The sequence below is a fragment of the Mycobacterium sp. 1245801.1 genome (assembly GCF_001673055.1).
Classification (GTDB): Bacteria; Actinomycetota; Actinomycetes; order Mycobacteriales; family Mycobacteriaceae; genus Mycobacterium; species Mycobacterium europaeum_A.
Genome location: NZ_LZKY01000006.1, coordinates 58697 through 85075, shown reverse-complemented (window position 1 = coordinate 85075; position 26379 = coordinate 58697). Strand labels below are relative to the sequence as shown.

Annotated in this window: 21 protein-coding genes; 12 read left to right on the top strand and 9 right to left on the bottom strand. The window is 66.9% G+C overall.

The window, feature by feature from the left end:
- Positions 1–24 precede the first annotated feature (24 nt).
- The 3 genes from A5622_RS00465 to A5622_RS00450 all read left to right on the top strand — a co-directional run bounded on the left by A5622_RS00465 (position 25) and on the right by A5622_RS00450 (position 3721).
- Positions 25–1398 (top strand): M20/M25/M40 family metallo-hydrolase, encoded by a 1374-nt coding sequence (locus A5622_RS00465; protein WP_369829211.1) that lies wholly within the window; start codon positions 25–27, stop codon positions 1396–1398.
- Positions 1399–1432: 34 nt separating this feature from the next.
- Complete coding sequence (locus A5622_RS00460; RefSeq protein WP_066873491.1) at positions 1433–1963, top strand: YbhB/YbcL family Raf kinase inhibitor-like protein; 531 nt, start codon at positions 1433–1435, stop codon at positions 1961–1963.
- 375 nt (positions 1964–2338) lie between these two features.
- Positions 2339–3721, top strand: a complete 1383-nt coding sequence (locus A5622_RS00450) for an HNH endonuclease signature motif containing protein (protein ID WP_066875971.1) — start codon at positions 2339–2341, stop codon at positions 3719–3721.
- Positions 3722–3951: 230 nt separating this feature from the next.
- On the opposite strand, the gene A5622_RS00445 is transcribed toward A5622_RS00450, so the two are convergent.
- From A5622_RS00445 to A5622_RS00420, 6 genes are all read right to left on the bottom strand, one after another.
- Positions 3952–4482 carry a GreA/GreB family elongation factor gene (locus A5622_RS00445; RefSeq protein ID WP_066875969.1) on the bottom strand — a complete coding sequence of 177 codons (531 nt, stop codon included), beginning with the start codon at positions 4480–4482 and terminating at the stop codon, positions 3952–3954.
- A 317-nt stretch (positions 4483–4799) separates the two neighbouring features.
- A complete protein-coding gene (locus A5622_RS00440; protein WP_066875968.1) occupies positions 4800–5426 on the bottom strand; it encodes a hypothetical protein in 627 nt (208 codons plus the stop codon).
- A 182-nt stretch (positions 5427–5608) separates the two neighbouring features.
- Complete coding sequence (locus A5622_RS00435) at positions 5609–7144, bottom strand: CdaR family transcriptional regulator (protein ID WP_066875967.1); 1536 nt, start codon at positions 7142–7144, stop codon at positions 5609–5611.
- A gap of 109 nt (positions 7145–7253) precedes the next feature.
- Positions 7254–8324: a quinone-dependent dihydroorotate dehydrogenase gene (locus tag A5622_RS00430; protein WP_066875966.1), complete on the bottom strand. Its 1071-nt coding sequence runs from the start codon at positions 8322–8324 to the stop codon at positions 7254–7256.
- A gap of 32 nt (positions 8325–8356) precedes the next feature.
- On the bottom strand, positions 8357–8626 hold the full coding sequence (locus A5622_RS00425) for a DUF5703 family protein (protein WP_066873471.1): 270 nt from the start codon (positions 8624–8626) through the stop codon (positions 8357–8359).
- Positions 8623–9645: a YncE family protein gene (locus A5622_RS00420; RefSeq protein ID WP_066875960.1), complete on the bottom strand. Its 1023-nt coding sequence runs from the start codon at positions 9643–9645 to the stop codon at positions 8623–8625. Before A5622_RS00420 ends, A5622_RS00425 begins: the two co-directional genes overlap by 4 nt.
- A gap of 165 nt (positions 9646–9810) precedes the next feature.
- On the opposite strand from A5622_RS00420, the gene A5622_RS00415 reads away from it, so the two are divergent.
- The 6 genes from A5622_RS00415 (at position 9811) to mshC (ending at position 14677) form a co-directional block, all read left to right on the top strand.
- The gene (locus tag A5622_RS00415; RefSeq protein ID WP_066873465.1) at positions 9811–10113 is read left to right on the top strand and encodes a hypothetical protein; all 303 of its coding nucleotides are present in this window, start codon (positions 9811–9813) and stop codon (positions 10111–10113) included.
- A 35-nt stretch (positions 10114–10148) separates the two neighbouring features.
- Entirely contained in the window at positions 10149–10934 is a 786-nt protein-coding gene (locus tag A5622_RS00410) for a histidine phosphatase family protein (protein ID WP_066875958.1), read from the top strand.
- A 62-nt stretch (positions 10935–10996) separates the two neighbouring features.
- Positions 10997–11584, top strand: a complete 588-nt coding sequence (locus tag A5622_RS00405) for a DUF3090 domain-containing protein (protein ID WP_007770786.1) — start codon at positions 10997–10999, stop codon at positions 11582–11584.
- Positions 11568–12383: an SCO1664 family protein gene (locus tag A5622_RS00400; protein WP_066875956.1), complete on the top strand. Its 816-nt coding sequence runs from the start codon at positions 11568–11570 to the stop codon at positions 12381–12383. The genes A5622_RS00405 and A5622_RS00400 overlap by 17 nt, the downstream gene beginning before the upstream one ends.
- 66 nt (positions 12384–12449) lie before the next feature.
- Positions 12450–13244, top strand: coding sequence for a 3'(2'),5'-bisphosphate nucleotidase CysQ (locus tag A5622_RS00395; protein ID WP_066875951.1), 795 nt, complete (start codon positions 12450–12452; stop codon positions 13242–13244).
- A 197-nt stretch (positions 13245–13441) separates the two neighbouring features.
- Positions 13442–14677 carry a cysteine--1-D-myo-inosityl 2-amino-2-deoxy-alpha-D-glucopyranoside ligase gene (gene mshC / locus A5622_RS00390; protein ID WP_066875949.1) on the top strand — a complete coding sequence of 412 codons (1236 nt, stop codon included), beginning with the start codon at positions 13442–13444 and terminating at the stop codon, positions 14675–14677.
- Between the two features lie 17 nt (positions 14678–14694).
- Here mshC and A5622_RS00385 read toward each other — a convergent pair whose 3' ends face one another.
- The 3 genes from A5622_RS00385 to A5622_RS00375 are packed head-to-tail and all read right to left on the bottom strand — an operon-like array spanning position 14695 to position 16800.
- Positions 14695–15921 (bottom strand): DUF6545 domain-containing protein, encoded by a 1227-nt coding sequence (locus tag A5622_RS00385; RefSeq protein ID WP_066875947.1) that lies wholly within the window; start codon positions 15919–15921, stop codon positions 14695–14697.
- Entirely contained in the window at positions 15918–16418 is a 501-nt protein-coding gene (locus tag A5622_RS00380; RefSeq protein WP_066876002.1) for a hypothetical protein, read from the bottom strand. Before A5622_RS00380 ends, A5622_RS00385 begins: the two co-directional genes overlap by 4 nt.
- Positions 16399–16800 (bottom strand): helix-turn-helix domain-containing protein, encoded by a 402-nt coding sequence (locus tag A5622_RS00375; protein ID WP_231998269.1) that lies wholly within the window; start codon positions 16798–16800, stop codon positions 16399–16401. The genes A5622_RS00380 and A5622_RS00375 overlap by 20 nt, the downstream gene beginning before the upstream one ends.
- A gap of 1166 nt (positions 16801–17966) precedes the next feature.
- Between A5622_RS00375 and A5622_RS00370 the strand changes: the two genes are divergently transcribed.
- From A5622_RS00370 to A5622_RS00360, 3 genes are all read left to right on the top strand, one after another.
- Complete coding sequence (locus A5622_RS00370; protein WP_232002786.1) at positions 17967–20642, top strand: LuxR family transcriptional regulator; 2676 nt, start codon at positions 17967–17969, stop codon at positions 20640–20642.
- 450 nt (positions 20643–21092) lie between these two features.
- Positions 21093–23693, top strand: a complete 2601-nt coding sequence (locus A5622_RS00365; protein WP_066867429.1) for a LuxR family transcriptional regulator — start codon at positions 21093–21095, stop codon at positions 23691–23693.
- Between the two features lie 628 nt (positions 23694–24321).
- Positions 24322–26052: a thiamine pyrophosphate-binding protein gene (locus tag A5622_RS00360; RefSeq protein WP_066875944.1), complete on the top strand. Its 1731-nt coding sequence runs from the start codon at positions 24322–24324 to the stop codon at positions 26050–26052.
- Positions 26053–26379: the final 327 nt, after the last annotated feature.

The following is a 26379-nucleotide window of genomic DNA, read 5'->3' as shown; positions in this document are numbered from 1 at the left end:
GCATCGAGCCGTCCGGCCTCGGCAATGGTAGGAAAGGTGGTTGTGACCATTCAGAGCGGGGCGACCGAGGGGCCAACCAACCCGAGCGACGACGTGGTCGAGGTTGTCAGCAAGTTGATCCGGTTCGACACCACCAACACCGGCGAACCGGAGACGACCAAGGGAGAGGCCGACTGCGCGCAGTGGGTGGCCGAGCAGCTCGCCGAGGTCGGCTACGCGCCGCACTACGTCGAATCCGGCGCCCCGGGCCGCGGCAACGTGTTCGCCCGGCTGCCGGGAGCGGACTCCTCGCGTGGCGCCCTGCTGATTCACGGGCATCTGGACGTGGTGCCGGCCGAGCCGACCGAATGGAGCGTGCACCCGTTCTCCGGCGCGGTCAAAGACGGCTTCGTCTGGGGTCGCGGCGCGGTCGACATGAAGGACATGGTCGGCATGATGATCGTGGTGGCCCGCCACTTGAAGCGGGCGGGCATCGTGCCGCCGCGCGACCTGGTCTTCGCGTTCATCGCCGACGAAGAACACGGCGGGACCTTCGGCGCGCAGTGGCTGGTCGACAATCGCCCCGAGCTCTTCACCGGCATCAGCGAGGCGATCGGTGAGGTGGGCGGCTTCTCGCTGACGGTGCCGCGCAAGGACGGGGGCGAACGTCGGCTCTATCTGATCGAGACGGCCGAAAAGGGGCTGTCCTGGATGAAGCTGACCGCCCGGGGGCCGGCCGGACACGGGTCGATGGTGCACGACCAGAACGCCGTCACCGCCGTCGCCGAGGCCGTTGCCCGCCTGGGCCGCCACCAGTTTCCGCTCGTGCTGAACGACGCCGTCGCGCAGTTTCTCGCCGCGGTCAGCGAGGAGACCGGCCTCACCTTCGACACCGAATCGGGGGACCTGCGCGGGGCGATCGACAAGCTGGGCCCGATGGCCCGCATGCTCAAGGCCGTGCTGCACGACACCGTGAACCCCACCATGCTCAAGGCGGGGTACAAGGCCAACGTCGTACCGGCCGTCGCGGAGGCGGTGGTGGACTGCCGGATATTGCCGGGCCGCAGGGAGGCGTTCTTGGCCGAGGTCGACGAGCTGCTGGGACCGGACGTGACGCGCGAGTGGATCCAGGATCTGTCGTCCTATGAGACCAGCTTCGACGGCGACCTCGTCGATGCCATGAACGCCGCCGTGCTGGCGTTCGACCCGGGCGCCCGTACCGTGCCGTATATGCTTTCCGGCGGCACCGATGCAAAGTCGTTTGCGCGCTTGGGTATTCGCTGTTTCGGCTTCAGCCCGCTGCGGTTGCCGCCGGACTTGGATTTCACGGCGTTGTTCCACGGCGTGGATGAGCGGGTACCCATCGATGCGCTGCGGTTCGGCACCGACGTGCTGGCCCACTTCCTGACCCACTGCTAGATCAGACGCAAGCCGATCACACGAGAGGACCGCCATGAGCACTGCTCCCGACCCGTACGCATCGTTGCCCAAGCTGCCGACCTTCACGCTGACCTCCCAGTCGGTCACCGACGGCCAACCGCTGGCCAAGCCGCAAGTCAGCGGAATCATGGGCGCGGGCGGCGAAGACGTCAGCCCCCAGCTGAGCTGGTCGGGCTTCCCGGACGAGACCCGCAGCTTCGCCGTCACGGTCTACGACCCCGACGCCCCGACGGCCTCCGGGTTCTGGCACTGGGCGGTGGCCAACCTGCCGGCCGACGTCACCGAGCTGCCCGCTGGCGCCGGCGACGGCAGCAACCTGCCCGGCGATGCGCTGACGCTGGTGAACGACGCCGGGCAGCGCCGCTACATCGGGGCCGCGCCGCCGGCGGGCCATGGCCCGCACCGGTACTACATCGCCGTGCACGCCGTGGACACCGAGAAGCTGGATCTGCCCGAGGACGCCAGCCCAGCCTTCCTCGGGTTCAATCTGTTCCAGCACGCCATCGCGCGAGCGGTCATCCACGCAACCTACGAACAGAAGTAGGGGCGGGCCTTACGGCCAACGGCGTTCCGCGCGGGAAGGTTCCCGGCGCTGGTAGGGCTCCGGCGCCAGGCACGCTCCGGCCGCGCGGCATCCCAAGTCACGTACGCAGTTTCGTCCCGGTGGTTTCTCGGCGGCGCGTTTTGTCGGTGGGCTGTCGTAGCATTCGAACATGTGTTCGAGTGCATGGGAAAAGATTCAGGCCGACGTTGACGCGTTGAGCGCGGCCGTCTCGCGCTTCCAGGCGCTTTCCTGGGAGGCTCTGACGCCTGCCGAGCTGGTTGACGCGCTGGAGAGATACGCGTGTTTTATCGGCCGGCTGGATGCCCTCATATATGAGCTGCGAAGCCCTTTCGCACGGCTGGGTGGGACGCGCCCATGACTTTGACCAACCGCGAGCAGCTTCAGGACGACGTTGAGGCATTGTGCGCTGCGGCCGCTCGCTTTCAGGAGCATTCCTACGAGGCTTTGACCAACCCGGAACGCCTCGGAATCTTGGAGACACTCGAACGCGTAACACGCAAGCTTCGAACGCCAAGTCATCAGCTCATCAATCAGCTTGGTGAGCAAGGGGATTCAACGGAGTTTGGCGGCAAGCTGTCCTGGGTGTTGGCCGATCGGCTGCACATCACCCGCGCCGAGGCCGGCCACCGGATCGCTGAGGCCGCCGATCTGGGCCCCCGCCGGGCGCTGACGGGTGAGCCGTTGGCTCCGGCGTTGCCGGCCACTGCGGCGGCCCAGCGCGACGGGGCGATCGGGCAAGACCACGTGGCGGTGATCCGTCGGCTTTCCCACCAGCTGCCCGAGTCCGTCGACATCGAAACGCGTGAGCACGCCGAGCGGCAGCTGGCAGCCAAGGCGCGCGAATTCCGGCCCGATCAGCTCGCCAAGCTCGCCCGCCGCCTGATGGACTGCCTCAATCCCGACGGCAACTACACCGACGAGGATCGAGCACGAATGCGCGGGCTCGTACTCGGCAATCAGCAACCCGACGGCATGTCGCGCCTGAGTGGATGGCTGACGCCCGAAGCCAGAGCCAGCTGGGAGGCGGTGCTGGCCAAGCTGGCCGCGCCGGGCATGTGCAATCCCGACGACGACACGCCGATAGTGGACGGCGCCCCGCCGGAAGAGGCTGTGCAACATGACACCCGCACCGCCGGTCAGCGCAATCACGACGGGCTCAACGCGGCGTTGCGAGCTGCGCTGGCCAGCGGAGAGTTGGGTCAGCACAACGGATTACCCGCCAGCATCGTCGTGACCACCACGCTCAGGGAACTCGAAGCCGCCGCCGGAACGGGCTTGACGGGCGGCGGCACCCTGCTGCCGATGTCGGATGTGATCCGCCTGGCCCGGCACGCCCACCATTACCTGGCGATCTTCGACAAGGGCAAGGCGCTGGCGCTGTATCACACCAAGCGACTGGCATCACCCGGCCAGCGAATCGTGCTGTACGCCAAGGATCGAGGGTGTTCCCATCCCGGCTGCGACGTGCCCGGTTATTACTGCGAAGTGCACCACGTCGAAGATTGGGCCAAGACATACCGCACCGACATCGACCAACTCACCTTGGCCTGCGGACCGCACCACCGGCTTCTCGAGAAGGGCTGGACCACCCGAAAACGGGCGAACGGCGACACCGAATGGATACCCCCGCCGCATCTCGATCGGCGGCAACCGCGGACCAACACGTTCCATCACCCGGAGGAATTGCTGAGCGAGGGAGAAGACGGCGAGAACGACAACTCAGTGGGGGCGGCTTAAGGCGGCGACTTACATGCGTCCGTACGCGACGGCCATGATTAGACCCAAACCCGCCAGCAACAGAAACATGATTGCGACCGGGTCGATCACTTCGAAGATCATGTGATCATCCCTGGATCAGCGGGGCGTCGAGAACTGGTGTAACCGGCCGTAGTTCAACACATCCGGGCATCATGCGATCGCGACGCCTAGCGGGATACGTTGCGTGCTAATCATATTTGTCATTCTCGTTATGCCGTAGTGCGAGTCCGGGCCGCTGCCCTTTGTGATGCGAACGTCGTTGATGCGGTTGGTTTTCCGCGGCTACCTTCCGCCAGATACATGTCATAGGGCACGGCCTTGAGTAGCGTCACCAGTCGTCCCGTCTCATCGGGAATTGAGTAGATGCGCTGGTCGCCGGGACGCGCGCCGGCTATCGCGCGGCCCAAGGGCGACGCCATCGAGTAGACCTTGATATTGGCGCCCTCGCTGCCGCGTCTGCCGAGCAGAAAAGTCTCGGTCTCGCCGGTGACGCCGTAACGGATGGTCAGAACCATGCCGGGTTCGGCCATGGAGTCACTGGCCGGATTCTCGTCAACGACCGCCTTGGACAACAGCTTTTGAATCTCGCGGATGCGTCGTTGTCGCGCTACGCGATTCGCGTCGAAGTCCATTATGTCGTCGGGAGTTTCAACGATGAGCCCCGAGCGCAACGCGTTGAGTCTGTTCCGCAGACGGGTGTATTGCTGTCGTGTCATCCAGATGGGTTCGGAGCTGGTCATTTCAGCGGTGTCCCTTCGTTTGTAGGGGAGCGTCGTCAGGGGCGGGCCGAAGTGGGCAGCCGCCACTGACGACTCGGAGGCCCGTGGTGGGCGAGATTTTGATGCGGTTCAAAGTTTTTCGTGTAGCGCTCTAATTCCATGGTGCCTGCATCGGTACGAGGGTGCTTGCCGGACACCGACAACCGCGGTGCGCGGCATTGTCAGGCCCCGACAACGCTGTGGCTGGTAGCGTCCCAACACACCACAGGGGAGCGCGCTGCTAAATACCAAAACTCAACCCCCGCGGGGCTGGGTCGGAATAGAGTGGGGCGCGCTGCTTATCGTCGTTCGACCAGGCGGTCGAAGCTCTGCTGCCATCGGGCGTAGCGGAGTCGGTCAAGGGTGATGCGCGCGCGGGCGAACAGGGCGACTGCCAAGAGGCTCACCCCCCACCAGGTCGCTACTGCAAAGACCAGCGCGTCGTTGCGGGCGGTGTTTACCGGTCTTGCCACCGGAAGGCCCCGGTCGTCGACCCAGATCTCGATCTCGTCCCCGGGTTTGGCTTTCAGCGGCGCGGTAACGTCGCCGGTGCGTTCGGTCCCGGCGGCGAACCATCGAGCGGGAACCGTCACTGTCGGGCTGTCAAGGTTGCGACGCTGACTCTCCCCGGTGACAGTCGCGGTCACCGGGCGGCGAGTTTGGACCTGCTCGGCATAGAGACGGCTTCGAGAATCATGGACCACCGTGCCCACGGCGGCACCGATGGGTACGGCGATCAACGACATCGCAACGGCTAGTACCAGAATCAGTGCCTCCACTCGGTCTGTCTTGCGTATCAGCGGGTTACGACCAAACAGTCGCGCCAATAGCCTTCGGGGCACGGGCAGGGTGAATGTTTCCATCGCGGCGTCATCGTCTGGTCGGCGGTTGGCCATCCGTTGATGATCGGGCTCTGGGGTGGACATCGCATTTCCTATCGGAGGGTTCGACCCAGGCTTGAGGTCGCGCAATGCGGGCGGAAACCAATCGTGAGTCAAGCCTGGCCACTGACTGGGCAACCTTCATGATGGTGCGGATGTTCGCCGCAAGCTTTGCCGCAGCCGGACAATGTCGCCGACCCACTTTGTCGGGTTCCGACAGCGCGTGGTCAATCGGTGTCGATAGCCGCGAGTTCGATCATCATCGCCAGCCGCTTTCTGGCATCGTCTAACGGCAAAGTGGTGATCTCGGCCATCTTGCGCAGCCGGTAACGCACGGTGTTTTCGTGCACTCCGAGCCGTTCTCCGGCCTCGGCCGGGTCGCCCTGGGCCTCCAGCCATGCTCGCAGCGTGGCGACGTAGTCGGTCCCGTGGGCACGGTCATGACGGCCCAGCTCGGCCACCGGCCCACGGGATGGGGAACGGCCTGAGCGCGCCGCGGCGCGCAACCGCTGCAGCAGGATGTCAGCCCATGACTCGTCATAGACCGGAGGCGCGGCCCCGGATGATATCTCATGCAGCGCAAGACATTCCTCGGCTTCCTGGCGTGCAGCGGCAAGGTCTGTCACCTCAGCCGCGCCACTTACACCGGCCAACACCGTCACCTGTTCGGGCAGGGCCGCCCGCAGACCGGTTACCCAGCGTCGCGCCGTCGCCGCTTGCTCGGCGGGCAGCAGCGTGTACACGATTTTGCCCGCCAAAGCGCTGCGCCCCGGCCGTGACCAGCCGAATCCGGTGGTAGCACGCTCGAACGACAACAACAAAGCGGCATCGCGTTCATCGGCGATAAACGCCTGCAGCGCAATGACTCTCAGGCCATCGTGCGGCAGACCCAGCCTGCTCGCCACCATGGCTGCATCAGCAGTGCCCTCCAGCAGCCGAAGCACGAGTTCGGATTCGACTTGACGTTCCAAATCCGCGCTCGCGCGGGACCGGAGAAGATGCAGGGCTACGGTGTGCGCACCCGCGGCCAAGGCGGTGCGCGCCGCTTCGTCGAGAGGCGCCGAACACGCCACCCATACCGACCCGATCAGCTCTCCCGCGGAGCGCACCGCCACCACTTCACGCCCGATCAAACCGTGTTCGGGATCCTCGGGGACGAACAGCGGTTCGTCGGAGGCCCCCAGGTGTGCGAATACGCCCCGCGCATCGAACGATTCGCGCAGCTGCTCGGGCGTCTGTCGTTCCAGGATGGTCTGCACCCGCGCCGGGTCAGCGTGCTGCTGCAGTTTCGAATACGCCAACACTCGCAACAGCGCGTCGTGAATGACGACTGAACTGCCGACAGCATCCGCCAGGCTATCGGCCAGCGCGAACAAATCCGTTGGGCCACGACCGGATTCGGTCTCGCGGCCCTCCAGCACGAGACCGTAGACGACCGCACTCACCTCGCTCCAGGTGACCGCCTCGTCAACCACCAGGACGGCGCCGACCTCGGCCTCGCTGTCGAACGCCTCTCTGTCGAGCGCGATCGGCTCACCGTCGCGTACCAACACCACGACGGCGCGCGCCGAAGCCGGCCACCGCACCGCTTCGCGAACGGAGCCCGCGCCGATGGCCAGCAATACATCGCCTACTACCACACGATCCGGCGCGGCTTCGTGGATCACCACGCTGCGCAGTTCGGTCGACCTGGGCACCGACGACCACCGCAAGCGGACCCCATAACCACCCAGCACGTTCACCAAGCGGTCCAACGTAATCATCAGCCGCTCCTTATGCCGAACTGGTAGTCAGCCTAGCCAGGCGTCAAGCGGGTCCGATGAAAATGCAATTGCTAGGCCGATGAGCTTCTGCCCGACCGCGCGGCCCGACTCAATCCGGCGGGGGGGCCGCCGAGCCGACGGCATCGCTGAGCGACGCGAAGCCGCCGTCGCGTAGCCGCTGCGCGATGCCATCGTGAATCTGCTTGGCCCACAAGCCTCCTCCGTAGATGAAGCCGGTGTAACCCTGCAGCAGCGATGCGCCCGCGGTGATCCGCTCCCAGGCGTCGTCCGCTGTCTCGATGCCCCCCACACTGATCAGCACCAGGCGGTCACCGACCCGGCCGTAAAGCCGGCGCAGCACCTCGACCGCGCGGCGTGCCACCGGCGGCCCGGAGATGCCACCCGGACCCAGCTCGTCGACCCCGGGCGTCCGCAGACCCTGCCGTGACACCGTGGTGTTGGTGGCCACGATGCCGGCCAGGCCCAGTTCCACTGCCAGGTCCGCGATTTCGTCCACGTCGGCATCGGAAAGGTCCGGCGCGATCTTCACCAGCACCGGTTTGGACGTCTCGGCGAGCACCGCCGAAAGGATGGGCCGCAGCGTGTCGACGGCCTGTAGATCACGCAACCCGGGGGTGTTCGGCGAGCTGACGTTCACCACCAGGTAGGACGCCAGGGGGCCGACCAGCCGGGCGCTCGCCCGGTAATCGTCGACGGCCGCGGCGGCCGGCGTCAGCTTCGTCTTGCCGATGTTGACCCCGATCGGCACCTCGGGCCGCTGCCGCGCGAGGCGCATCGCCAGCGCGCCGGCACCGAGGTTGTTGAAGCCCATCCGATTGAGCAGGGCCCGGTCGGCCGGCAGCCGAAACATCCGGGGGGCCGGGTTGCCCGGCTGTGGGCGGGCCGTGACCGTCCCGACCTCCGCGTGCCCGAATCCGAGCGCCCCCCACGTGAGCAGCCCCAGGCCGTCCTTGTCGAAGCCGGCGGCCAGTCCCAGTGGCCCGGCGAAGCGCACCCCGAACACCGTGCTCGCCAGTGCCGGATCCGTCGGGGCCAGCAGCCGGTGCAGCAACCGCCGTGTCCAGCCGACCGAGGTGACACCACGCAGCAAGGCGAACACCAGCGTGTGAATCCGCTCGGGCGGGATCACGAAAAGCAGCCGTCGCGCCACGCCGTACATCCGGTGTCCGCCCTCGCGTGGCCGGGCGGCCGTCACAGTTCCGGCTGGTCGGGCCGTCGCCCCTCGGAAGCCGCGCCCTCGATGCGAGACTTCTTGCGGCGCAACAACACTCGTCTGCTACCGTCGGTGTAAAGCCGCACCCTGGTCAACTCCCAGCCGCGGTATTCGGCCTCGATGGACAATCGGGTGGACGCACTGACCCGGGTCACGTCCGGCGGCAGACGCAGCGGCGCCCATTCGTATTCGTCGGACATCTCGGTGTCCCATCCCGCGGGCAGGCGGCTGCGCCGCGCCGCGGTCAACGCGTACCCGCCGCGTGCTCGATGACCTGAACTCCCGCACCGGAACCCGACACCACGTACAGGGTGCCTGACGCTTCGTCGATGGCCAGCGAGTTCGGTTGCTGCACGGTCGGGTAACGCACCTTTTCGACGGGAATTCCGGTGGACAGATCGTAACCAATGACGATATTGGAAACGGTCTGCGAAACCCAGGCTAACGCGCGGGAGCCGGCCAGGCCGTACGGCGCCTGCGCAACCGGGTAGGCCTGCCGCAGAATCAACGGGTCCACGCTGTACACCAGCAGCTGGCCACCGCGGGTGTCGGCGACCAGCAGCCGGCCCGCCGGATCGGTGGCCATGGTGGTGGCGCCCCGGCCCGCGCGCAGCGCCTGCTCGGCATGACCGTCGGCGCCCATCGTCGTCACCGACGTCTGGCCGCGGTCCAGCACCACCGTCGTATTGCCTTGTGTGGCAAGGGCATCGACGCGCGCAAAGATCTTGTTGCGGTTGGCGACGGTCGCGCTGGTGACCGCGCCGGGCGTCGGGGAGGCAAGGGTGTAGACGGCGCCGTCGGCGCTGCCCAGCACCAGCTTGCCGTCGGCGCGCTGGGCCACCGCGGTGAAATCGGTCTGGGAAGCGTCGGCGACGGCCACCTGAGTCGCCCGGCCGGTGGACAGCTCGACCGTGAAGTAGCCGCCGCGGGCGGCGAGGTAGGCGGTTCCGTGGCCGTCGTCGGCCAAGGCGGTGGCCGGTCCCGGCAACTCGACGACACGGGGCGTGACCTGCGCATCACCGAAGACGGTGACGCTGGCGGGGGAGGCCGCGTCGGCCCCCGGGGTCAGGACCACCAGCTGATGCGTGCCGTCGTCGAAGACCGCCGCCGCGGCGTGACCGGGCAGCGGCCGCACGGCGCCGGCGGGCTGCTGTGACGCGGGCGGCGACACGGCGGCGCGTGCCGGTTCGATGGTGCGCGGAGCGCCACCGAGCGAATTGGACGAACATCCGGCTATCGCCAGCAGCAAAACCGCGAGACTCGTCAAACCGCCCCGAACTGCCCGTTTCCGGCGCGACGGTAGTGGCAGCAATTCATTTCCCTCGTGGTCTGGCGGCGAGAAGCACGCGGAACACAGATTCTATGAAACGCTTTCGCCTCCACCGGGCCATGCCGCCTGCATCCGACCCTACCGGCGAGGTATGGTCAGCTCATGGCCGTCACCGCTGACCGTCATTTGACGCAGAAAGAGTTTGCTGTCGAGGACATGTCGACAGGCATTGCCGCAAGCGGATACGGACAAGTCGGTGATGGACGGAGCTTTTCGTTCCACATCGAGAACCGATCCCTGGTCGTCGAGGTTTACCGGCCGCGGCTGGCGGGGCCCGTGCCGCAGGCCGATGAGGTGGTCGCCACGGCGGTCCGCGACGTGGTCGACATCGACCTGACCGACGAGCGCAGCCTGAGCGCTGCGGTGCGCGACTCCATCGCGCATGCGGTGCCCGTTTCGCGCTAGCGGTGACCCGGCCAGCGGGTACCGTCGTGGTCGATATGACCGTCATCCTCTTACGGCACGGCCGCTCGAGTTCGAACACGGCGGGCGTTCTCGCCGGTCGCTCCGAGGGCGTCGACCTCGATGACAAGGGCCGTGAACAGGCCGAGGGGCTCATCGATCGGATCGGCGAGCTGCCGATCCGGGCGCTGGTCAGCTCGCCGCTGCTGCGCTGCCGGCGCACCCTCGAACCGTTGGCCGACGCGCTGTGCCTGACGCCGCTCGTCGACGACCGGCTTGCCGAGGTGGACTACGGCGAATGGACGGGCCGCAAGATCGGCGACCTGGTCAGCGAGCCGCTGTGGAAGGTCGTGCAGGCTCACCCCAGCGCGGCGGTGTTCCCCGGCGGCGAGGGCCTGGCGCAGGTGCAGGCCCGGGCGGTGGCCGCCGTGCGCGAGCACGACCGCCGCCTGGCCGCCGAGGCCGGTGCAGACAGCGGCGGCGACGTGCTGTGGGTCGCTTGCACTCACGGTGATGTCATCAAGGCCGTCATTGCCGACGCGTACGGCATCCACCTGGACGGCTTCCAACGCGTCACCGCCGACCCGGCGTCGGTGAGTGTGATCCGGTACACCGAGTTGCGTCCGTTTGTGTTGCATGTCAACCACACCGGTGCGCGGCTGGCGGCATCCTTGCGCGCCGGCCCTCCGGCGAAGGAAGAGGCTAAGGAAGGCTCGAAGCACGACACGACGCCCGACACCGACCCCAAATCCAACGGAGAAGCACAGCGGCCGGGTGCGGGAGTGCCGTCCAGCGACGCGGTGGTCGGCGGTTCCGCGGATTAATTCGGCGGGTGGGTCCATCGGATCGCACGGCGACGGCAACTGCCGGTATTTTGGGAAGTGCCATGGCCCGCGCAATTCATGTTTTCCGCACACCCGACCGCTTCGTGGCCGGGACCGTTGGCCAGCCCGGAAATCGCACGTTTTACATCCAGGCTGTGCACGACGCCCGAGTGGTGTCGGTGATATTGGAGAAACAGCAGGTGGCGGTGCTCTCCGAGCGCATCGGTGCGCTGCTGCTGGAGGTGAACCGCAGGTTCGGCACGCCGGTTCCCCCCGAGCCCGCCGAGATCGAGGACCTCGATCCGTTGGTCACCCCCGTCGACGCCGAGTTCCGGGTCGGAACCATGGGCCTGGGCTGGGATTCGGAGGCCCAGACGGTGGTGGTCGAGCTGCTGGCGGTCACCGACGCCGAGTTCGACGCGTCGGTGGTGCTCGACGACACCGAGGAGGGTCCCGACGCGGTCCGCGTGTTCTTGACGCCGGAGTCGGCGCGCCAGTTCGCCACCCGCTCCAATCGCGTCATCTCCGCGGGACGGCCGCCGTGTCCGCTGTGCGACGAACCACTGGACCCGGAGGGCCATATCTGCGCGCGCGCCAACGGATATCGGCGCAGTGCGCTGCTCGGGCCTGACGATGACCCCGAGGTCTGACGACCGTGAGGTGTTGCGCGACGGCGAGCTGACGGTCATCGGACGGATCCGCTCGGCCAGCAACGGCACCTTTCTCTGCGAATCGACGCTTGGCGAGTCCAGCGTGCACTGCGTCTACAAACCCGTCGCGGGGGAGGCGCCGCTGTGGGATTTTCCCGACGGGACGCTGGCCGGCCGCGAACGGGCGGCGTATCTGGTGTCGGCGAAGCTCGGCTGGAATATCGTGCCCTACACCATCATTCGGCACGGACCAGCGGGCCCGGGCATGCTGCAGCAATGGGTGCAGCAACCCGGCGACGCGGTGGACACCGAGCCGCGGCCGGGGCCGGACCTGGTCGACCTGTTTCCCGCCGGCAGCAAGCAGCCCGGTTACCTGCCGGTGCTGCGCGCCCTCGATTATGCGGGCGACGAGGTCGTCCTGATGCACGCCGACGACATTCGCCTGTGGCGGATGGCGGTGTTCGATGTGCTGGTCAACAACGCCGACCGCAAGGGCGGCCATGTGCTGCGCGACCTCGACGGCCACATCTTCGGGGTCGACCACGGCGTGTGCCTGCACGTCGAGGACAAGCTGCGCACGGTGCTGTGGGGATGGGCCGGCAAGCCGATCGACGATCACACCTTGGAAGCCGTGGCCGGCCTGGCGGACGCGCTCGAGGATCAGTTCGGTGACGAACTGGCCGAGCACATCACCCGGGCCGAAGTCGCAGCGCTGCGCAGGCGCGCCCACGCGCTGCTGGACCGTCCGGTGATGCCCGGGCCGAACCGGCATCGCCCCATTCCCTGGCCGGCTTTCTAGCGGTGATCGCAAGCGCGGCGCAGCCATCGGTGAAGGCCGCGGTACGCCGTCGGCGATACTGAAGCGGTGAGCCCCGCCGACGAGATAACCGCCGACGAGATAACCGATGCCGCCCTGGCCGCCGATCTCGCCGCCGAAGCCGGGGAGTTGCTGCTGAAGGTCCGCGACGAAGTCGGCTTCGGGTATCCCTGGGCGCTGGGTGATGCCGGTGACAGCCTGGCGAACGCCTTGATCCTGCGGCGGCTGCACGCGGAGCGGCCCGACGACGCGGTGCTCAGCGAGGAGGCCTACGACGACCTGTCCCGCCTCAACCATGACCGCGTGTGGATCATCGACCCACTGGACGGCACCCGGGAGTTCTCCACGCCGGGCCGCGACGACTGGGCGGTACACATCGCGCTGTGGCAGCGCCCCAGTAACGGCCAGCGCGAAATCACCGACGCGGCGGTGTCGTTGCCGGCCCGCGGCAACATCGTCTACCGCAGCGACACCGTGACCGCCGACGCCGCGCGCGTCGGCGTCAGCGACACCATCCGCATCGCCGTCAGCGCCACCCGGCCCCCCGCGGTCCTGCACCGGATGCGCCAGACGTTGCCCATTCAGCCCGTCGCGATCGGTTCGGCCGGTGCCAAGGCGATGGCCATCATCGACGGGCAGGTCGACGCCTACGTGCACGCGGGCGGCCAGTGGGAGTGGGATTCGGCGGCCCCGGCCGGGGTGGTGATGGCCGCCGGCATGCACGCGTCGCGGCTCGACGGATCGCCGATGCGCTACAACCAGCTCGACCCGTACCTGCCCGACTTCGTGATGTGTCGCGCCGAGCTGGCGCCCATCCTGTTGAGCGCCATCCGCGGCACGTAGGCCGTTAGGCCGTCAGCAGCCGAGCCGGCGCCGCAAGTCGTTCGCCGAGAGCATCCGCACCATGTTTTCGATGAAGCTGCCCTTCCTGGTGCCGCAGGGATGCCAGAGCGGCTCCTTTCATCGCGTGTTTTTCGTCGCGCGCCGCCTTCCCGGCCCGCCGCGCGGGCCGCATCGTCGGCGCGCTTAGGCTGATTGCCATGCAGTCGTGGTCTTCCCCAGAGGTCCCCGTGTTGGCGGGGCGCGGCCCGGAGCTTCGGCTGTATGACACGTCCGACCGGCAAGTGCGTCCCGTGGCGGCCGGCTCGACCGCCACGATGTATGTCTGCGGCATCACCCCGTACGACGCGACCCATCTGGGCCACGCGGCAACCTATCTGGCGTTCGACCTGATCCATCGGCAGTGGCTCGATCTCGGGCACGACGTCCACTACGTGCAGAACGTCACCGACGTCGACGATCCGCTGCTGGAGCGCGCCGAGCGCGACGGCATCGACTGGCGCGAGCTGGCCGCGCGTGAGGTGTCGCTGTTCCGCGAAGACATGGCGGCGCTGCGCATCCTGGCCCCCCGCGAATACGTCGGGGCGACCGAGGCCATCGCCGAGGTCGTCGAACTCGTCGAGAAGATGCTGGCGTCCGGAGCGGCCTACGTCGTGGACGGCGAATACCCGGACATCTACTACCGCGCCGACGCCACGATGCAGTTCGGCTACGAATCCGGCTATGACCGCGACACCATGCTGCGGCTGTTCGCCGAGCGCGGCGGCGACCCGCAACGGCCCGGCAAAACAGACCAGCTCGACGCGCTGCTGTGGCGGGCCGAGCGGCCGGGGGAGCCCAGCTGGCACTCGCCGTTCGGTCCGGGCCGTCCCGGCTGGCACGTCGAGTGCGCGGCGATCGCGCTCAGCCGCATCGGCAGCGGCCTGGACATTCAGGGCGGGGGCAGCGACCTGATCTTCCCGCATCACGAATTCACCGCCGCGCACGCCGAATGTGTGCGCGGCGAGCGGAGATTCGCCCGCCACTACGTCCACGCCGGGATGATCGGCTGGGACGGGCACAAGATGTCCAAGAGCCGGGGCAACCTGGTCCTGGTGTCTGCGCTGCGCGCGCAGGGTGTCGAGCCTGCGGCCATCCGCTTGGGGCTGCTCGCCGGGCACTACCGCGGGGACCGGTATTGGAGCGACCAGGTGCTCGACGACGCCGTCGCCCGGCTGCACCGCTGGCGTAGCGCTACGGGGCTGGCCGTCGGGCCGGACGCCAGCGACGCGATCGCGCGGGTGCGCCAATATCTGGCCGACGACCTCAACACGCCCAAAGCCCTTGCCGCCCTTGATGGTTGGGTCACCGACGCGCTGGAATACGGTGGCCACGACGCCGAGGCGCCCAGGCGGGTGGCGACGGCGATCGATGCGCTATTGGGCGTGGCGGTCTAGCGAGAGCATGCGCTCGGTCACGCCGGCAGGCCGCTTCCCGTCTTGGGTCCCTCGGGAATGACCTGTTCGGTCGCCGCCAAGGCGGCCGGCCACCATTTCGCCAGTGCCGACAGATCGGCCGCTTCCTCGTAGAGGCTCGTTGACCGGGAATTGACCACCACGGCTTGGTCGGGTGTCTCGGGTCGGTCTCCCGCGGCCTTGGCCTTGGCGGCGTGCGCCAGCTCGAAAGCGTTTGTCGCCGAATCGCGTTCGTCGGCCGGCACGGAGTATGTCTGGAAGAATCGGGCCAGCTCGTCTGGAGCGGTGGCACGGACATAGTGGCGCAGCTGCAGGATCGCATCGCGGATTTCGATGACCGTCTGGTGCAGCTGCAGCGTCGACTTTCGAAACCGCCGGTCGTCGTGTTCGAGGTCGTCGTGTTCGAGGTTGAAACTGCTTTCCGGGACCACGGCTGTCATGCTGAGCCGCAGCGGCTGCAGACCTCTCCAGGTGCGGCTGACGCGGTCGAGTCCGAGGTAGGAATGCAGGCGCACGGCGAGCGGAACCGCGCCGAAGAGATAGACGATGACGGCCATCCACAAAAATTCGAATCCGTGCACCCGCACCCGGAATGCCACGGTATTGCTCCAGCCGAGCTGGTCGCTCACCGCCAGCACCAGCGCCTCCAGGCAGGCCGCGACCGTCAGCACAACCGCGAGCACCCCGGCGGCCGCGAGCAGCAATTCGCGAGTGTCGGTGGCCCTTAGCAACTCCGAGCCGAACATCCACAGCAACCGCACCACCAAGATGACGATGATGGTCAGGTACAGGCTCAACGCCAACACCGCATCCCAGCCGCCGGACACCTCGAACGGCTGGCCTGCCACGCGAGCACGCGTGCCCGTGGCCAGGAAGGCCGCGGACAGCGCGATCGCGGCCAGGCGGTAATAGCGGTGACTGCGACGCGTTGCCTCCGGTGAGATCCGGTTCCACAGCATGGTGAAACCGATGAATTCACCGCACGCCAAAATCATTGCAACGCAGGACAATTGCTGGGCGGTTGTCACGTTCATGAGGGCGCTCTTCGACAACACCGCTTGCACGCGGCGCTCGCGCAACAGCTGCGCCAGCAGCAGCCAGGCCATCACGTTGTTGAAGTAGGTCTGGTACAGGTTGGCCCTGCACCACCGGAACCGGGCAGCAAGAAGCATCGCCATGATCGCGATCACGGGCCACGCGACGATACCCGGGATGGTGGACGTCATTGGCGACGAAAGAAGGCGCTGCGCATCATCGAGCGACGTTCGGCGGCCTCCGCGGCGGCGATCAGCAACAGGGAAGCGAACATCTCGGCGTCGCGCTCCTGATCACTGGCGTAGTCGCCGCGTCCCAATATCGCGCGCACCGTGGCGGGATCGATGTCGGGCAAGGCTTGCCGGCACACCTTGTATTCCGGTGCCTCTTCGAAGCTGTGACCGCCACTTCGGCCGTGGCCCAGCAAGATGTGTCCGATCTCGTGGCCCACGATCTGGTCGATGTGGTAGTCGGTGGTGCCGGCCTCGTGCAGGATCAGGTCTTCGTCGTCGCAGGCCAGCCAGATTCCGCAGGGGCTGTCTGCCAGCGCCGCGGTGTCCGTCGGGACCAGCCTGATCGGCCGACCGCGCAGCTGGCCCAGGTTCTCGATGAAGACGTTCCGGTCCCAGGGCACCGGGATCGGCAGCTCGCGCGTCAGCGCGAGTATCTCAGCGTTCGAGGCCGCCATCGGGTTGGTCATCTCTCTGGGAGGAAATCGGGGGCAGCCGTTCAAGCTCGCGGAGGTGGTCGACGATCGCCGCCAGGCTGTTGAGGGCCTGGGGGGTGAGCCCCGAGGCGCGAGCCGCAAGATCGCGCACGCCGTTATCACGTAACGCCTGCAGAAGATTCAGTTGCGCGTCGATCGCCGGGTCGGTGCCGCGATCGATCAGGTATGACGGCGGCACCCCAAAAAAATCGGCGATCGCCCTCAGGTGCGCGACAGTGGGGTTCGTCTTTATGCCGCTTCTGAGTTGCCAGAGGTAAGCCGGGCTGATCGGGACGCCGGTTTTATCGGTGATCGCCGCGGCGGCCGCGGCGTTGGACAGCGGAGGCGTGCCCGCCTTGCGCATGAGTTCGAACAGCTTGTTCAGGCGGGCTGCCAACACGCCGTCGTCGGACCCTTTGGCTGGGGCGCCATCGGCTGCCAATGCACTCTCGTTTCATCAGATCTCTCGCGGTGTGTACTCATGTTACAGGTAGGCCCTTCTCGACGGCCTCGAAACACTACTCGCGAAGACGCTCCGGTGCGCGGCTGTGACCTCGGTGTCTGTGGATGGTGAAGCGCTTCACCTCGTTATGCACAGGGGGCGGCGCGCGGGTTTACATTTTCTTCAGCGTACGGTTGAATTTCCGGCGTGTACTGTGGTGTACGGTGCGGCGCGGCGCCTTTTCCTTCCGATAGGGCGATCGACATGCCGCGCGCTGCGCGTCCGGGCGCGGCTTTGCTGGTGAACGACGAGGGGCGGACGCCAGAGCGCCGGGTCCGGCTTCGCGCGGGGCGGCCCGGGATGTCTCGCCGTGGCCATCCTGCCTTAACAGGCCTTTTTTGTCGGCGAAACAATGCGCCGCGCAATTCACCACGAGGGCGGGAGATCGCCGCCCAGCACAGCAAACTCGAATTCCGGTTTGATGGCCATTGTCGCCATCGGGTAACACGGCCCTATCCAGATGCAGAAGCGCCACTTGTAGGTGAATCCTCACCTGCGACGACGCCCGCTGTTGGTGTTAGCCAACGCCACGATTTGAAGCCAAAGATTTGTTCTGCGCAGCGGCGCCATTGCCGGCCGGCGGCGAGCCGTGCAGTGTAGTGATGTTTGCTATGAACTTACCTGGGATCCGACGTGCGTACCTATGAAACACCTGTATAACCTGGGTATTAATTTACACATGCGTCGAATCGCAGCGGGTCGGAATAATTTGCTGTTAGGTGCAAATCGGGGTAGCATTTTCAATACTTACTGGACTGCAGAAGGGATGAGTCCGGTGCACATGACGAGCGAGCCCGCGCGACTGTCGATAGACGGTCACCCCCGTCGGCCGCTGCGTCGTGATCATCGTCGGCCACAGGAGCGTCATGTGGCCGTTACCGATTGGGCCGGTCGCCGGCCCATCTGGAATTTGGAACGCTGCCCACTGGCTACCTTCCTGGCTTTGCCAAACGCCAAGGTGTCTGTGCTCGCTCGCTAAAAATTAGGGTTTACAAGTGTCGGGGGAAGTCGGGTCGACGTGGCCCATTGTGGGGCGAGATGTGGAGTTGCGGCGATCGCTGGCGGCCCTGAGTAGCGGGGATGTCCACGGGGTGGCGTTGGTCGGTGACAGCGGGGTGGGCAAGTCGACGCTGGCGCGCATGCTGGCCAAGACGGTCGAATCGGCAGGCCGGACAGTGCGGTTCGCGCTCGGGACCCAAACGGGCTACGCGGTGCCGCTGGGCGCGTTTTCGCGCTCGGTCAGCCTCGGGGTTACCCACGAACCGGCCGTCATGCTGGCCGCAGCGCACAAGACGCTGGCTCAAGAGAAGAACTTGGTGGTGGTGGTCGACGACGCGCAGCTGCTCGATCCGTTGTCGGCCACCTTGGTCAATCAGCTGGCGGCCGGTCGCAGCGCACGGTTGATCGTGACGATCCGGTCCGGCGAACCGGTCTCGGATGCGGTGACCGCGCTGCTCAAGGAACGCATCTTGCTGACCGTTCACGTCGATCCGTTCACCCGCGAGCAGACGGCCCTATTGGCCCGCGCGGTTCTGGGCGGTCCGGTCGATTTCCAGTTGGTCGACGAGTTGTTCGAGCGCAGCGCGGGAAATCCGTTGCTACTGCGCGGTTTTCTCGCGGCGGGGCAAGAGACTGGGGCGCTGGTTCGCACGGAAGAGGGCTGGCGACTTCGGGGACCGCTGCGCGCCGATCGCGAACTGCACGATGTGTTGGAGTTCCGGCTGCAATCACTGAGTCCGGATGAGTTGGAGGTGGTCGAGATCCTGGCCACCGCCGAACGGCTGAAATGGGAGGTGCTGCGGGATATCTGCGATCCGGAGGCGGTGGCGAGCCTGGAGCGCCGTGGTCTGATCCAGTTGGTCGCCGACGGGTCGCACGCGGTGGCGCAGTTGAACCAACCCATGCTCGGTGAAGCGGCTACCCGGCACGCCGGAATGGTGCGCTCGCGGCAGGTCAACGGCAAATTGGTGCGGGCCCTGCAAAAGCACGAGCGGGCCGGGGACGGCGTGCTGAAGTTGCCCGGGTTACAGGGCCGAATCCGACTGGCGCAGTTCATGATGCGCAGCGACATGGAGCCCGACCTCGAGGTCGTCACCGCGGCCGCGGTGGACGCGTTGTCGATGTCGAATGTGGTGCTGGGCGAGGAGCTGGCGAGGTTCGCCGTCGATCGGGGCGGCGGTCTGCCCGCCGCGTTGGTGCTTGCCGAGGCGGTGAGTTGGCAGGGCCGCGGCGAGGAGGCCGATACCGTGCTCGTCGATGCCGAACCCGACGGCGGCGACGAATGGCTGATAGCGCGGTGGGGCTGTCTGCGCGCTGCCAACCTGTACTGGGGCTGCGCCGACGTCGAAGCCGCCACCCGGGCGCTCGATGACGTGAAGAAGCGGGTGGCGGCCGAGGCGGGTGTGCAGCTGATCGACGCGCTGGAGTTGTCGATGGGCTACTTCCGCGGCGACGTCGAGACGACCATCGCACTTGGGCCGGCGCTCTGCGAATCCGATCTATTACCGATCGCGACGGTGTGGGCTGCTTTCCCCACCTGCGGTGCCCTGGCCGTGGCCGGTCGACCGTCGGAGGTAAGCCGCGTCGCCGACGTCGGGCTGCGCGCGGCCGCACTGTGCGGACTGGGGCCGCATCAGTTCAACATCGGGATGACGGAGGTCATCGCCGCGACCGCCACCGGCAACGATCGCATGGCCGAACGCAGCTACAAGCGTTACGCGGCGATGGCCACCGGCCTTCCGGAAGCCGAGGCCATGGTGGACGCGATGCTGGGACTCGTGCATCTCGCGCGCGGCGAGCTCGCGTCGGCGTGCGCCGCGTTCGTCAAATCGGGGGCGGTGTTCACCGAGGGTTTTCCGTCGCCGTGGTTGGCACTGGTGGCCGCCCGCCATGCCCAGGCCGAGGGTGCGCGGGGCGACAGTGCCGCGGCAGCGGCGGCGCTGCGCCGCGCGGAGAAAGCCTACGGACCGCATATCGCGGTGTTCTTGCCCGAACTCGAGCTTGCCCGGGCCTGGGAGCGGGTGTCCGCCGGTGACACCACGGCCGCCCAGACGCATGCGTTGCGCGCGGCGCAAAACGCGCGAGTGGCCGGGATGCACGCGGTCGAAATGCAGGCGCGCCATGCCGCCGTGCGGTTCGGCGATCGTTCGCAGGTGGCGCGGCTGGAGCAGCTGGCGCGCATACTGGACACGCCGTTGGCCGGGGCGGTCGCCGATCATGCCCGCGGGCTGGCACGGCACGACGGCAATTTGCTCGATGCCGCGGCACACCGGTTCGCCGACCTCGGCGCGTTGGCTCTCGCCGCCGACGCATCGGCCCAGGCCGCCGCCGAACACACCCGCCGGGGCGACCGCGCGAAGGGATTCGATTCGTCCACCCGCGCACACGCGCTGGCCAGCCAATGCGGTTTGCGCACCCCGTCGGTCGACGCGTCGGCTCGCCCGCTGCCGTTCAGCGGCCGTGAACGCCAGATCGTCATGCTGGTCGCCGCCGGGCTGTCCAACCGGCAGATCGCCGACCGGCTGGTCATCTCGGTACGCACGGTGGAAGGACACCTGTACCGGATCTTCACCAAGCTCGGCATCAACAATCGCGACCAACTCATCTGCCTTACCCGGCAGGAGCCGCCCAAACGAGGGGAGTTGTCACTTCGTGACGACGAGTCCCTGGGCTACGGGAGCCGCGACCACCCCCGGACGGGCTGACTCTTCATAGGTACCCTATGAAGTTCGGCGTCCCGCCACTCTATCTCTGCGCGCTCACCACTCGACTTAGCTGTGGATTCCAATGATGCCTGCTTGAGGGGCCATACGCTCCCGCCCATGAGAGGCATTCGGAAGCGCAAAGTCGCGATCGTTGACCACGATGTTGACCCGTCCGGACCCGCGGTGACGGTTTTGCCACGGGAGCCGCTCACAGTCGAGGGCCGACTCGCATCGGGCCGCGTGGGCGGGACCTCGGCGCCGCTTGACGCTTTCAGGCTTTATCTGGCGGCAGCGAGTTCGGCCTTCATGTAGCGAACGGCGAGCTCGGGCCGTCTTGTCGGGCAGACGAGAACGGCGCTGGCTCGCGGTAGTCGACGAGCGCTTGTCGCCGGCGTCGGCGGGAGTGGGGAAATTTTGACGCACCGGGCGAATGAATCGACGTGGCCCATCGTGGGCCGCGACGCCGAGTTTCGGCGGTCACTGGCGGCGCTCAGCAACGGGGACTTCAACGGAGTGGCCTTGGTCGGCGACAGCGGAGTGGGCAAGTCGACGCTGGCTCGCATGCTGGCGAAGACGCTCGAGTCGGCCGGCCGCACGGTGCGATTCGCGCTGGGCACGCAAACTGGTTGCGCTCTGCCGCTGGGCGCCTTTTCTCGCGTGGTGAGTCTCGGAGTGGGACATGAACCGGCGATCATGCTGGCCGCTGCGCACAACACCTTGGGCCAGGACAAGAACTTGGTGGTGGTGGTCGACGACGCGCAGCTGCTCGATCCGTTGTCGGCCACCCTGGTCAATCAGCTGGCGGCCGGCCGCAGTGCGCGGTTGATCGTGACGATCCGGTCCGGCGAACCGGTCTCGGATGCGGTGACCGCGTTGCTGAAAGAACGCATATTGCTGACGGTGCACATCGATCCGTTCACCCGCGAGCAGACCGCCCTATTGGCGGGCGCGGTGTTGGGGGGTCCGGTCGAGCCCGGACTGGTCGACGAGTTGTTCGAACGCAGCTCGGGAAATCTACTGCTGCTGCGTGGTTTTCTGGCCGCCGGGCGGGAGAGCGGTGCGCTGGTTCACACCGAGGAGGGTTGGCAACTCCGGGGCCCGTTGCGCGCCGACCGGGAGCTGCACGACGCGTTGGAGTTTCGACTGCAATCGCTGAGTCCGGCGGAGCTGGAGGTGGTGGAGATTCTGGCCACCGCCGAGTTGCTGGAGTTGGAGATCCTGCGCGAAATCTGCGATGCCGACGCGATGGCGAACCTGGAGCGCCGTGGTCTGATCCAGTTGGTCGCCGACGGATCCCACACCCTGGCGCAACTGAATCACCCCATGCTCGGTGAAGCTGCGATCCGGCGCGCCGGGATGGTGCGCTCGCGGCAAATCAACGGTCTACTGGCCAAAACTCTTCGAAGGCACCTGCGGACAACGGGGCGGCGCTCGCAATTGCCCGACCTACGGGGCCGGATCCAGTTGGCCAGGTTCATGATGCGCAGCGACCTCGAGCCCGACCTGGATGTGGCCGTCAAGGCGGCCGCCGACGCGCTGGCGATGTCGAACGTGGCGCTGGGCGAGGAGCTGGCGAGGTTCGCGGTCGATCGTGGTGGTGGCCTGCCGGCCGCGTTGGTGCTTGCCGAGGCGGTGAGTTGGCAAGGGCGCGGCGAGGAAGCCGAAGCCATCCTGCTCGACGTCGACATCGATGGTGACGAGTGGATGATCGCGCGGTGGGCGTGTCTGCGGGCCGCCAACTTGGCATGGGGGTGCGGTGACGCGGAAACAGCGCGGCGCGTACTGAGCGATGTGAAACAGCGCGTTGCGTCCGAGGGGGGCATCCATCTGATCAATGCCTTGGAGGTTTCCATCGGGTTCTTCTGCGGTGACGTTGCGACGACGCTCGAACTGGGGCCGGGACTATGCGAGTCCGATGTCATACCGATGGCGACCGTGTGGGCGGCCATCGCGACATGTGGCGCCTTGATGGCCGTCGGACGATTCTCTGAAGTCGGCCGAATAGCCGAGGCGGGCCTACGGGCGGCGGCGCTCTGCAAGGCGGGATCACAACGGTTCGCCATCGGGGTGGCCGAGGTCATGGTCGCGACCGCCTCCGGCGACTATCCCGCGGCCGAGCGGATCTACAAGCGCTATGCCGCGATGGCGATCGGCATCCCGGCGGCCGAGGCCATGGTCGACGCCATGTTGGGGCTCCTACAGGTCACGCGCGGTGAGCTACCGACAGCCTGCGCCACCCTCGACCGCTCGATCTCCGAACTGTCCCAAGGTTTTCCGTCGCCCTGGTTGCTGGTGGTGGCCGCCCTGCACGCGCAGGCGGAAGGGGCGCGCGGCGAGAGCGCGGCGGCCGCAGCGGCGTTACGGCGTGCGGAGAAGGCCTACGGCCCGCATGTCGCGGTGTTCTTGCCCGAGCTCGAGCTCGCCCGGGCCTGGGAACGGGCGGCCGCCGGCGACCCAGCGGCCGCCCAGACGCACGCGCTGCAAGCAGCCGAAATCGCACGAGAGGCCGGGATGCACGTGGCGGAGATTCGGGCACGCCATGCCGCGGTGCGCTTCGGCGACCGTTCGCAGGCCGCGCGCGTGGCGGAGCTCGTCGAGACGCTGAACACGCCCTCGGCGCGGGCGGTCGCCGACCATGCCCGCGGACTGGCGCAACACGACGGCGATCTGCTCGATGCCGCGGCACATCGGTTCGCTGACCTCGGCGGTTTGGCTTTTGCCGCCGACGCATCGGCTCAGGCCGCCGGCGAGTACGCCCGCGCGGGTGACCGTCGCAGGGAGGTCGAGTCGTCGACGTGGGCGCATGCTTTGGCCAGCCAATGCGGGCTGCGTACCCCCGCCCTCGAGGCCGCGGCACGTCCCCTGCCCTTCAGCGGCCGTGAGCGTCAGATCGTGCTGCTGGTCGCGGCCGGGCTGTCCAACCGGCAGATCGCCGACCGGCTGGTGATCTCGGTACGAACGGTCGAGGGACACTTGTACCGTCTATTCACCAAACTGGGCATCAACAATCGCGACGAGCTCATCCGCCTCATGAGCCGAGACGCGTCTTGACCGACATGCCATTCGGACGTTCGGATCGGCCCACCGGTAGCCAACCCCGCGGCTGCTGTGTAGTTCGCGCAGGCCTCCGGCACCGGCCCGCATCGTTCACAATCCGAAAGAGTCTCCCGCGCAAGCCGATAGCGCGGGCGCTGCACGCGGTGGGTTCGGCGCAGGCAATCCATCTTTCCGCTGGCGGGCGACGGTCCGAGCACTCTGTGACCACCGGTCAAGCCGGCCGCGACCGAGCCGTCGCGCACTACCTGCCGGGGTACCACTCGATCTGTGCGCGCGTACCACTTGAGTCGATTGAATCGGTTCGTGTGGGTTGTTCGAGCAAACATAAGCTCGCGCACATGACATCATGCGTGGCGGGCATGGCCGGTTGGACTCCTGTGGTTGTCGATTGCTACAGGATGTCACAAAACCCGCGAAAGTCGTTACACCGGACGGATGTTGGGGTCCGCGGCGGGGTTGCCGCAACCGTACCGATGCTGCTCACTGCCGCATGGTGCACGCGAGCGGCTCTCATCTCCGCGAGCGCGGGCCTGCAGCCCGGACGCACACCCACTTGTAACTTCCTCCATCGGGCTGGGGCGAGCACGCAACACACCTACGCCGTTTCTAAGAGGTTGAAATCATGTCTCACAGCCACCGGGTGGTCGACCACATCGTCGGGTATCTCGCGTCAATCGGAGTCGACTACATATTCGGCGTCGACGGCGGCAACATCGAAGACCTGTACGACGCCGCATTCTCACACTCGGACGTCGGCGCGGTGTTGGCCAAACACGAATTCTCGGCCGCGGCGATGGCCGACGGATATAGGCGCAGCGGCGGTGGCTTGGGCGTGGTGGCGGCCTCCGGCGTGGGCGCGCTGAACCTTGTCGCCTGCCTCGAGGAATCGTCGACCAGCCGCGTGCCGCTGTTGGCGTTGGTGGGTCAGCCGGCCACCGCGATGGATGGTTGTGGCAGCTTTCAGGACACGAGCGGCCGCAACGGTTCACTGAATGCCGAGGCGCTGTTCTCCGAGGTGTCGGTGTTCTGCCGACGGGTGCGGGCCCCCGCGGACATCGCCTCGGCGCTGCCCGCCGCCGTGGCGGCGGCGCGAGCGGGCGGCCCTGCGGTGTTGTTGCTGCCCAAAGACGTTCAGCAAGCTGACGTGTGCATCCACGGCTTCATGCCCGGCCGCGGAATTGATAGTCCACGGGACATCGGTGATCCGCGTCTGATCGTGGAAATGCTGCGCCGGGTGAGGGGGCCGGTGACAATCATCGCCGGTGAACAGGTGGTCCGTGACGATGCGCGAGCCGAACTGGCGTCGTTGCGGGCGGTGCTCCGCGCCCGGGTGGCGTGCGTGCCTCACGCCAAGGATGCCGCCGGCACACCGGGTTTTGGGTTGTCTTCGGCGCTTGGCGTCACCGGTGTCATGGGCCACCCGGGTGTGGCGAAAGCGGTGGCCGGCAGCGCGTTGTGCCTGGTGGTGGGCACGCGGTTGCCTGTGACAGCGCGCGCAGGTTTGGACGATGCGCTGGCCGCGGTGCCCACCCTCTCAATCGGATCGGTACCGCCATACGTCGCATGCACCCACGTCCACACCGACGATCTGCAGGCATCGCTGCATATGCTGACGAGCGCGCTGACCGGGCGCGAGCGGCCGACCGGAATTCGAGTTCCCGACGCGGTGTCGAGCAGCGAGTTGAATCCGCCGAACTTCGACGGTCCCGGGGTGCGCTATCGCGACGCGATGAGCATGCTCGACCGCGTGTTGCCCGACGGGGTCGATGTTGTCGTCGACGTCGGCAATAGCGGCGCGGCGGCCGTCCACTATCTGCCGGTTCGCCGCGGGGGCCGGTTCGCCGTCGCCCCCGGCATGGGCTACAGCTTTGGCGCCGGGATCGGAATGGCCTTCGGCCGTAGAAGATTCGGGCCGCGGCACGAGCGCGTCGTGGTGATAGCCGGGGACGGTGCCTTCTTCACACACGGCATGGAGGTGCATACCGCTGTGCAGTACGGGCTACCGGTGACGTTCGTCTTGTTCAACAACAACGCCCACGCCATGTGCGCGATGAGCGAAAAGTTGTTCTACGGGAATCGGCATAGTTACAACACCTTCACAACGAGTCGGCTGGGGGCCGGTCTCGCCGCGATGTTTCCGGACCTTCCATCGGTCGATGTCGATGACGTCAACAGCTTGAGCGCCGCCATGCATTCAGCGCTAGAGGTCGACGGGCCGTCGGTGATCAGCGTCGAATGCGCCGCCGACGAAATTCCGCCTCTCTCGACTTTTCTCGGGTCTTTGACACCGAAATCTGTTGATTGCCAGAGTGTCCCGACGGAGAACAGAACCGATATCGTCTTCAGCGCGTGACGGCATCACCCGCCGGTATCGGCGCGATGGCAGTTTCAATGCGTACATCAGCCTAGATAGGGAGCGCTCGACACAGGTCTCGACCCGGCCCCCGGGTGGGGGTGGCTGTATCCGCGCATGTCGGACTCGGCGCACGGCTGTCTAGTCGGCGTCAGGTAGTCCTCTGTGGCCATCTAATCGGTACCGGGTGTTTGCTGACAGCCCAGACCCGCGGCCGCGACGGAAAACGCTGTTGCAGAATAAATCCCACGCTGACACGTGCATCTTTGGTGAACATTTGTCTGCCACTACGCAAGCTGCTGCGTTGGCGTGCGCTGACCACTCTAT

Bases quoted from the DNA above. Each gene is read 5' to 3' on its own strand.
- A5622_RS00465 (WP_369829211.1), top strand. From the start codon at position 25: ATGGTAGGAAAGGTGGTTGTGACCATTCAGAGCGGGGCGACCGAGGGG.
- A5622_RS00460 (WP_066873491.1), top strand. From the start codon at position 1,433: ATGAGCACTGCTCCCGACCCGTACGCATCGTTGCCCAAGCTGCCGACC.
- A5622_RS00450 (WP_066875971.1), top strand. From the start codon at position 2,339: ATGACTTTGACCAACCGCGAGCAGCTTCAGGACGACGTTGAGGCATTG.
- A5622_RS00445 (WP_066875969.1), bottom strand. From the start codon at position 4,482: ATGACCAGCTCCGAACCCATCTGGATGACACGACAGCAATACACCCGT.
- A5622_RS00440 (WP_066875968.1), bottom strand. From the start codon at position 5,426: ATGTCCACCCCAGAGCCCGATCATCAACGGATGGCCAACCGCCGACCA.
- A5622_RS00435 (WP_066875967.1), bottom strand. From the start codon at position 7,144: ATGATTACGTTGGACCGCTTGGTGAACGTGCTGGGTGGTTATGGGGTC.
- A5622_RS00430 (WP_066875966.1), bottom strand. From the start codon at position 8,324: ATGTACGGCGTGGCGCGACGGCTGCTTTTCGTGATCCCGCCCGAGCGG.
- A5622_RS00415 (WP_066873465.1), top strand. From the start codon at position 9,811: ATGGCCGTCACCGCTGACCGTCATTTGACGCAGAAAGAGTTTGCTGTC.
- A5622_RS00410 (WP_066875958.1), top strand. From the start codon at position 10,149: ATGACCGTCATCCTCTTACGGCACGGCCGCTCGAGTTCGAACACGGCG.
- A5622_RS00405 (WP_007770786.1), top strand. From the start codon at position 10,997: ATGGCCCGCGCAATTCATGTTTTCCGCACACCCGACCGCTTCGTGGCC.
- A5622_RS00400 (WP_066875956.1), top strand. From the start codon at position 11,568: ATGACCCCGAGGTCTGACGACCGTGAGGTGTTGCGCGACGGCGAGCTG.
- mshC (WP_066875949.1), top strand. From the start codon at position 13,442: ATGCAGTCGTGGTCTTCCCCAGAGGTCCCCGTGTTGGCGGGGCGCGGC.
- A5622_RS00385 (WP_066875947.1), bottom strand. From the start codon at position 15,921: ATGACGTCCACCATCCCGGGTATCGTCGCGTGGCCCGTGATCGCGATC.
- A5622_RS00380 (WP_066876002.1), bottom strand. From the start codon at position 16,418: ATGGCGGCCTCGAACGCTGAGATACTCGCGCTGACGCGCGAGCTGCCG.
- A5622_RS00375 (WP_231998269.1), bottom strand. From the start codon at position 16,800: ATGCGCAAGGCGGGCACGCCTCCGCTGTCCAACGCCGCGGCCGCCGCG.
- A5622_RS00360 (WP_066875944.1), top strand. From the start codon at position 24,322: ATGTCTCACAGCCACCGGGTGGTCGACCACATCGTCGGGTATCTCGCG.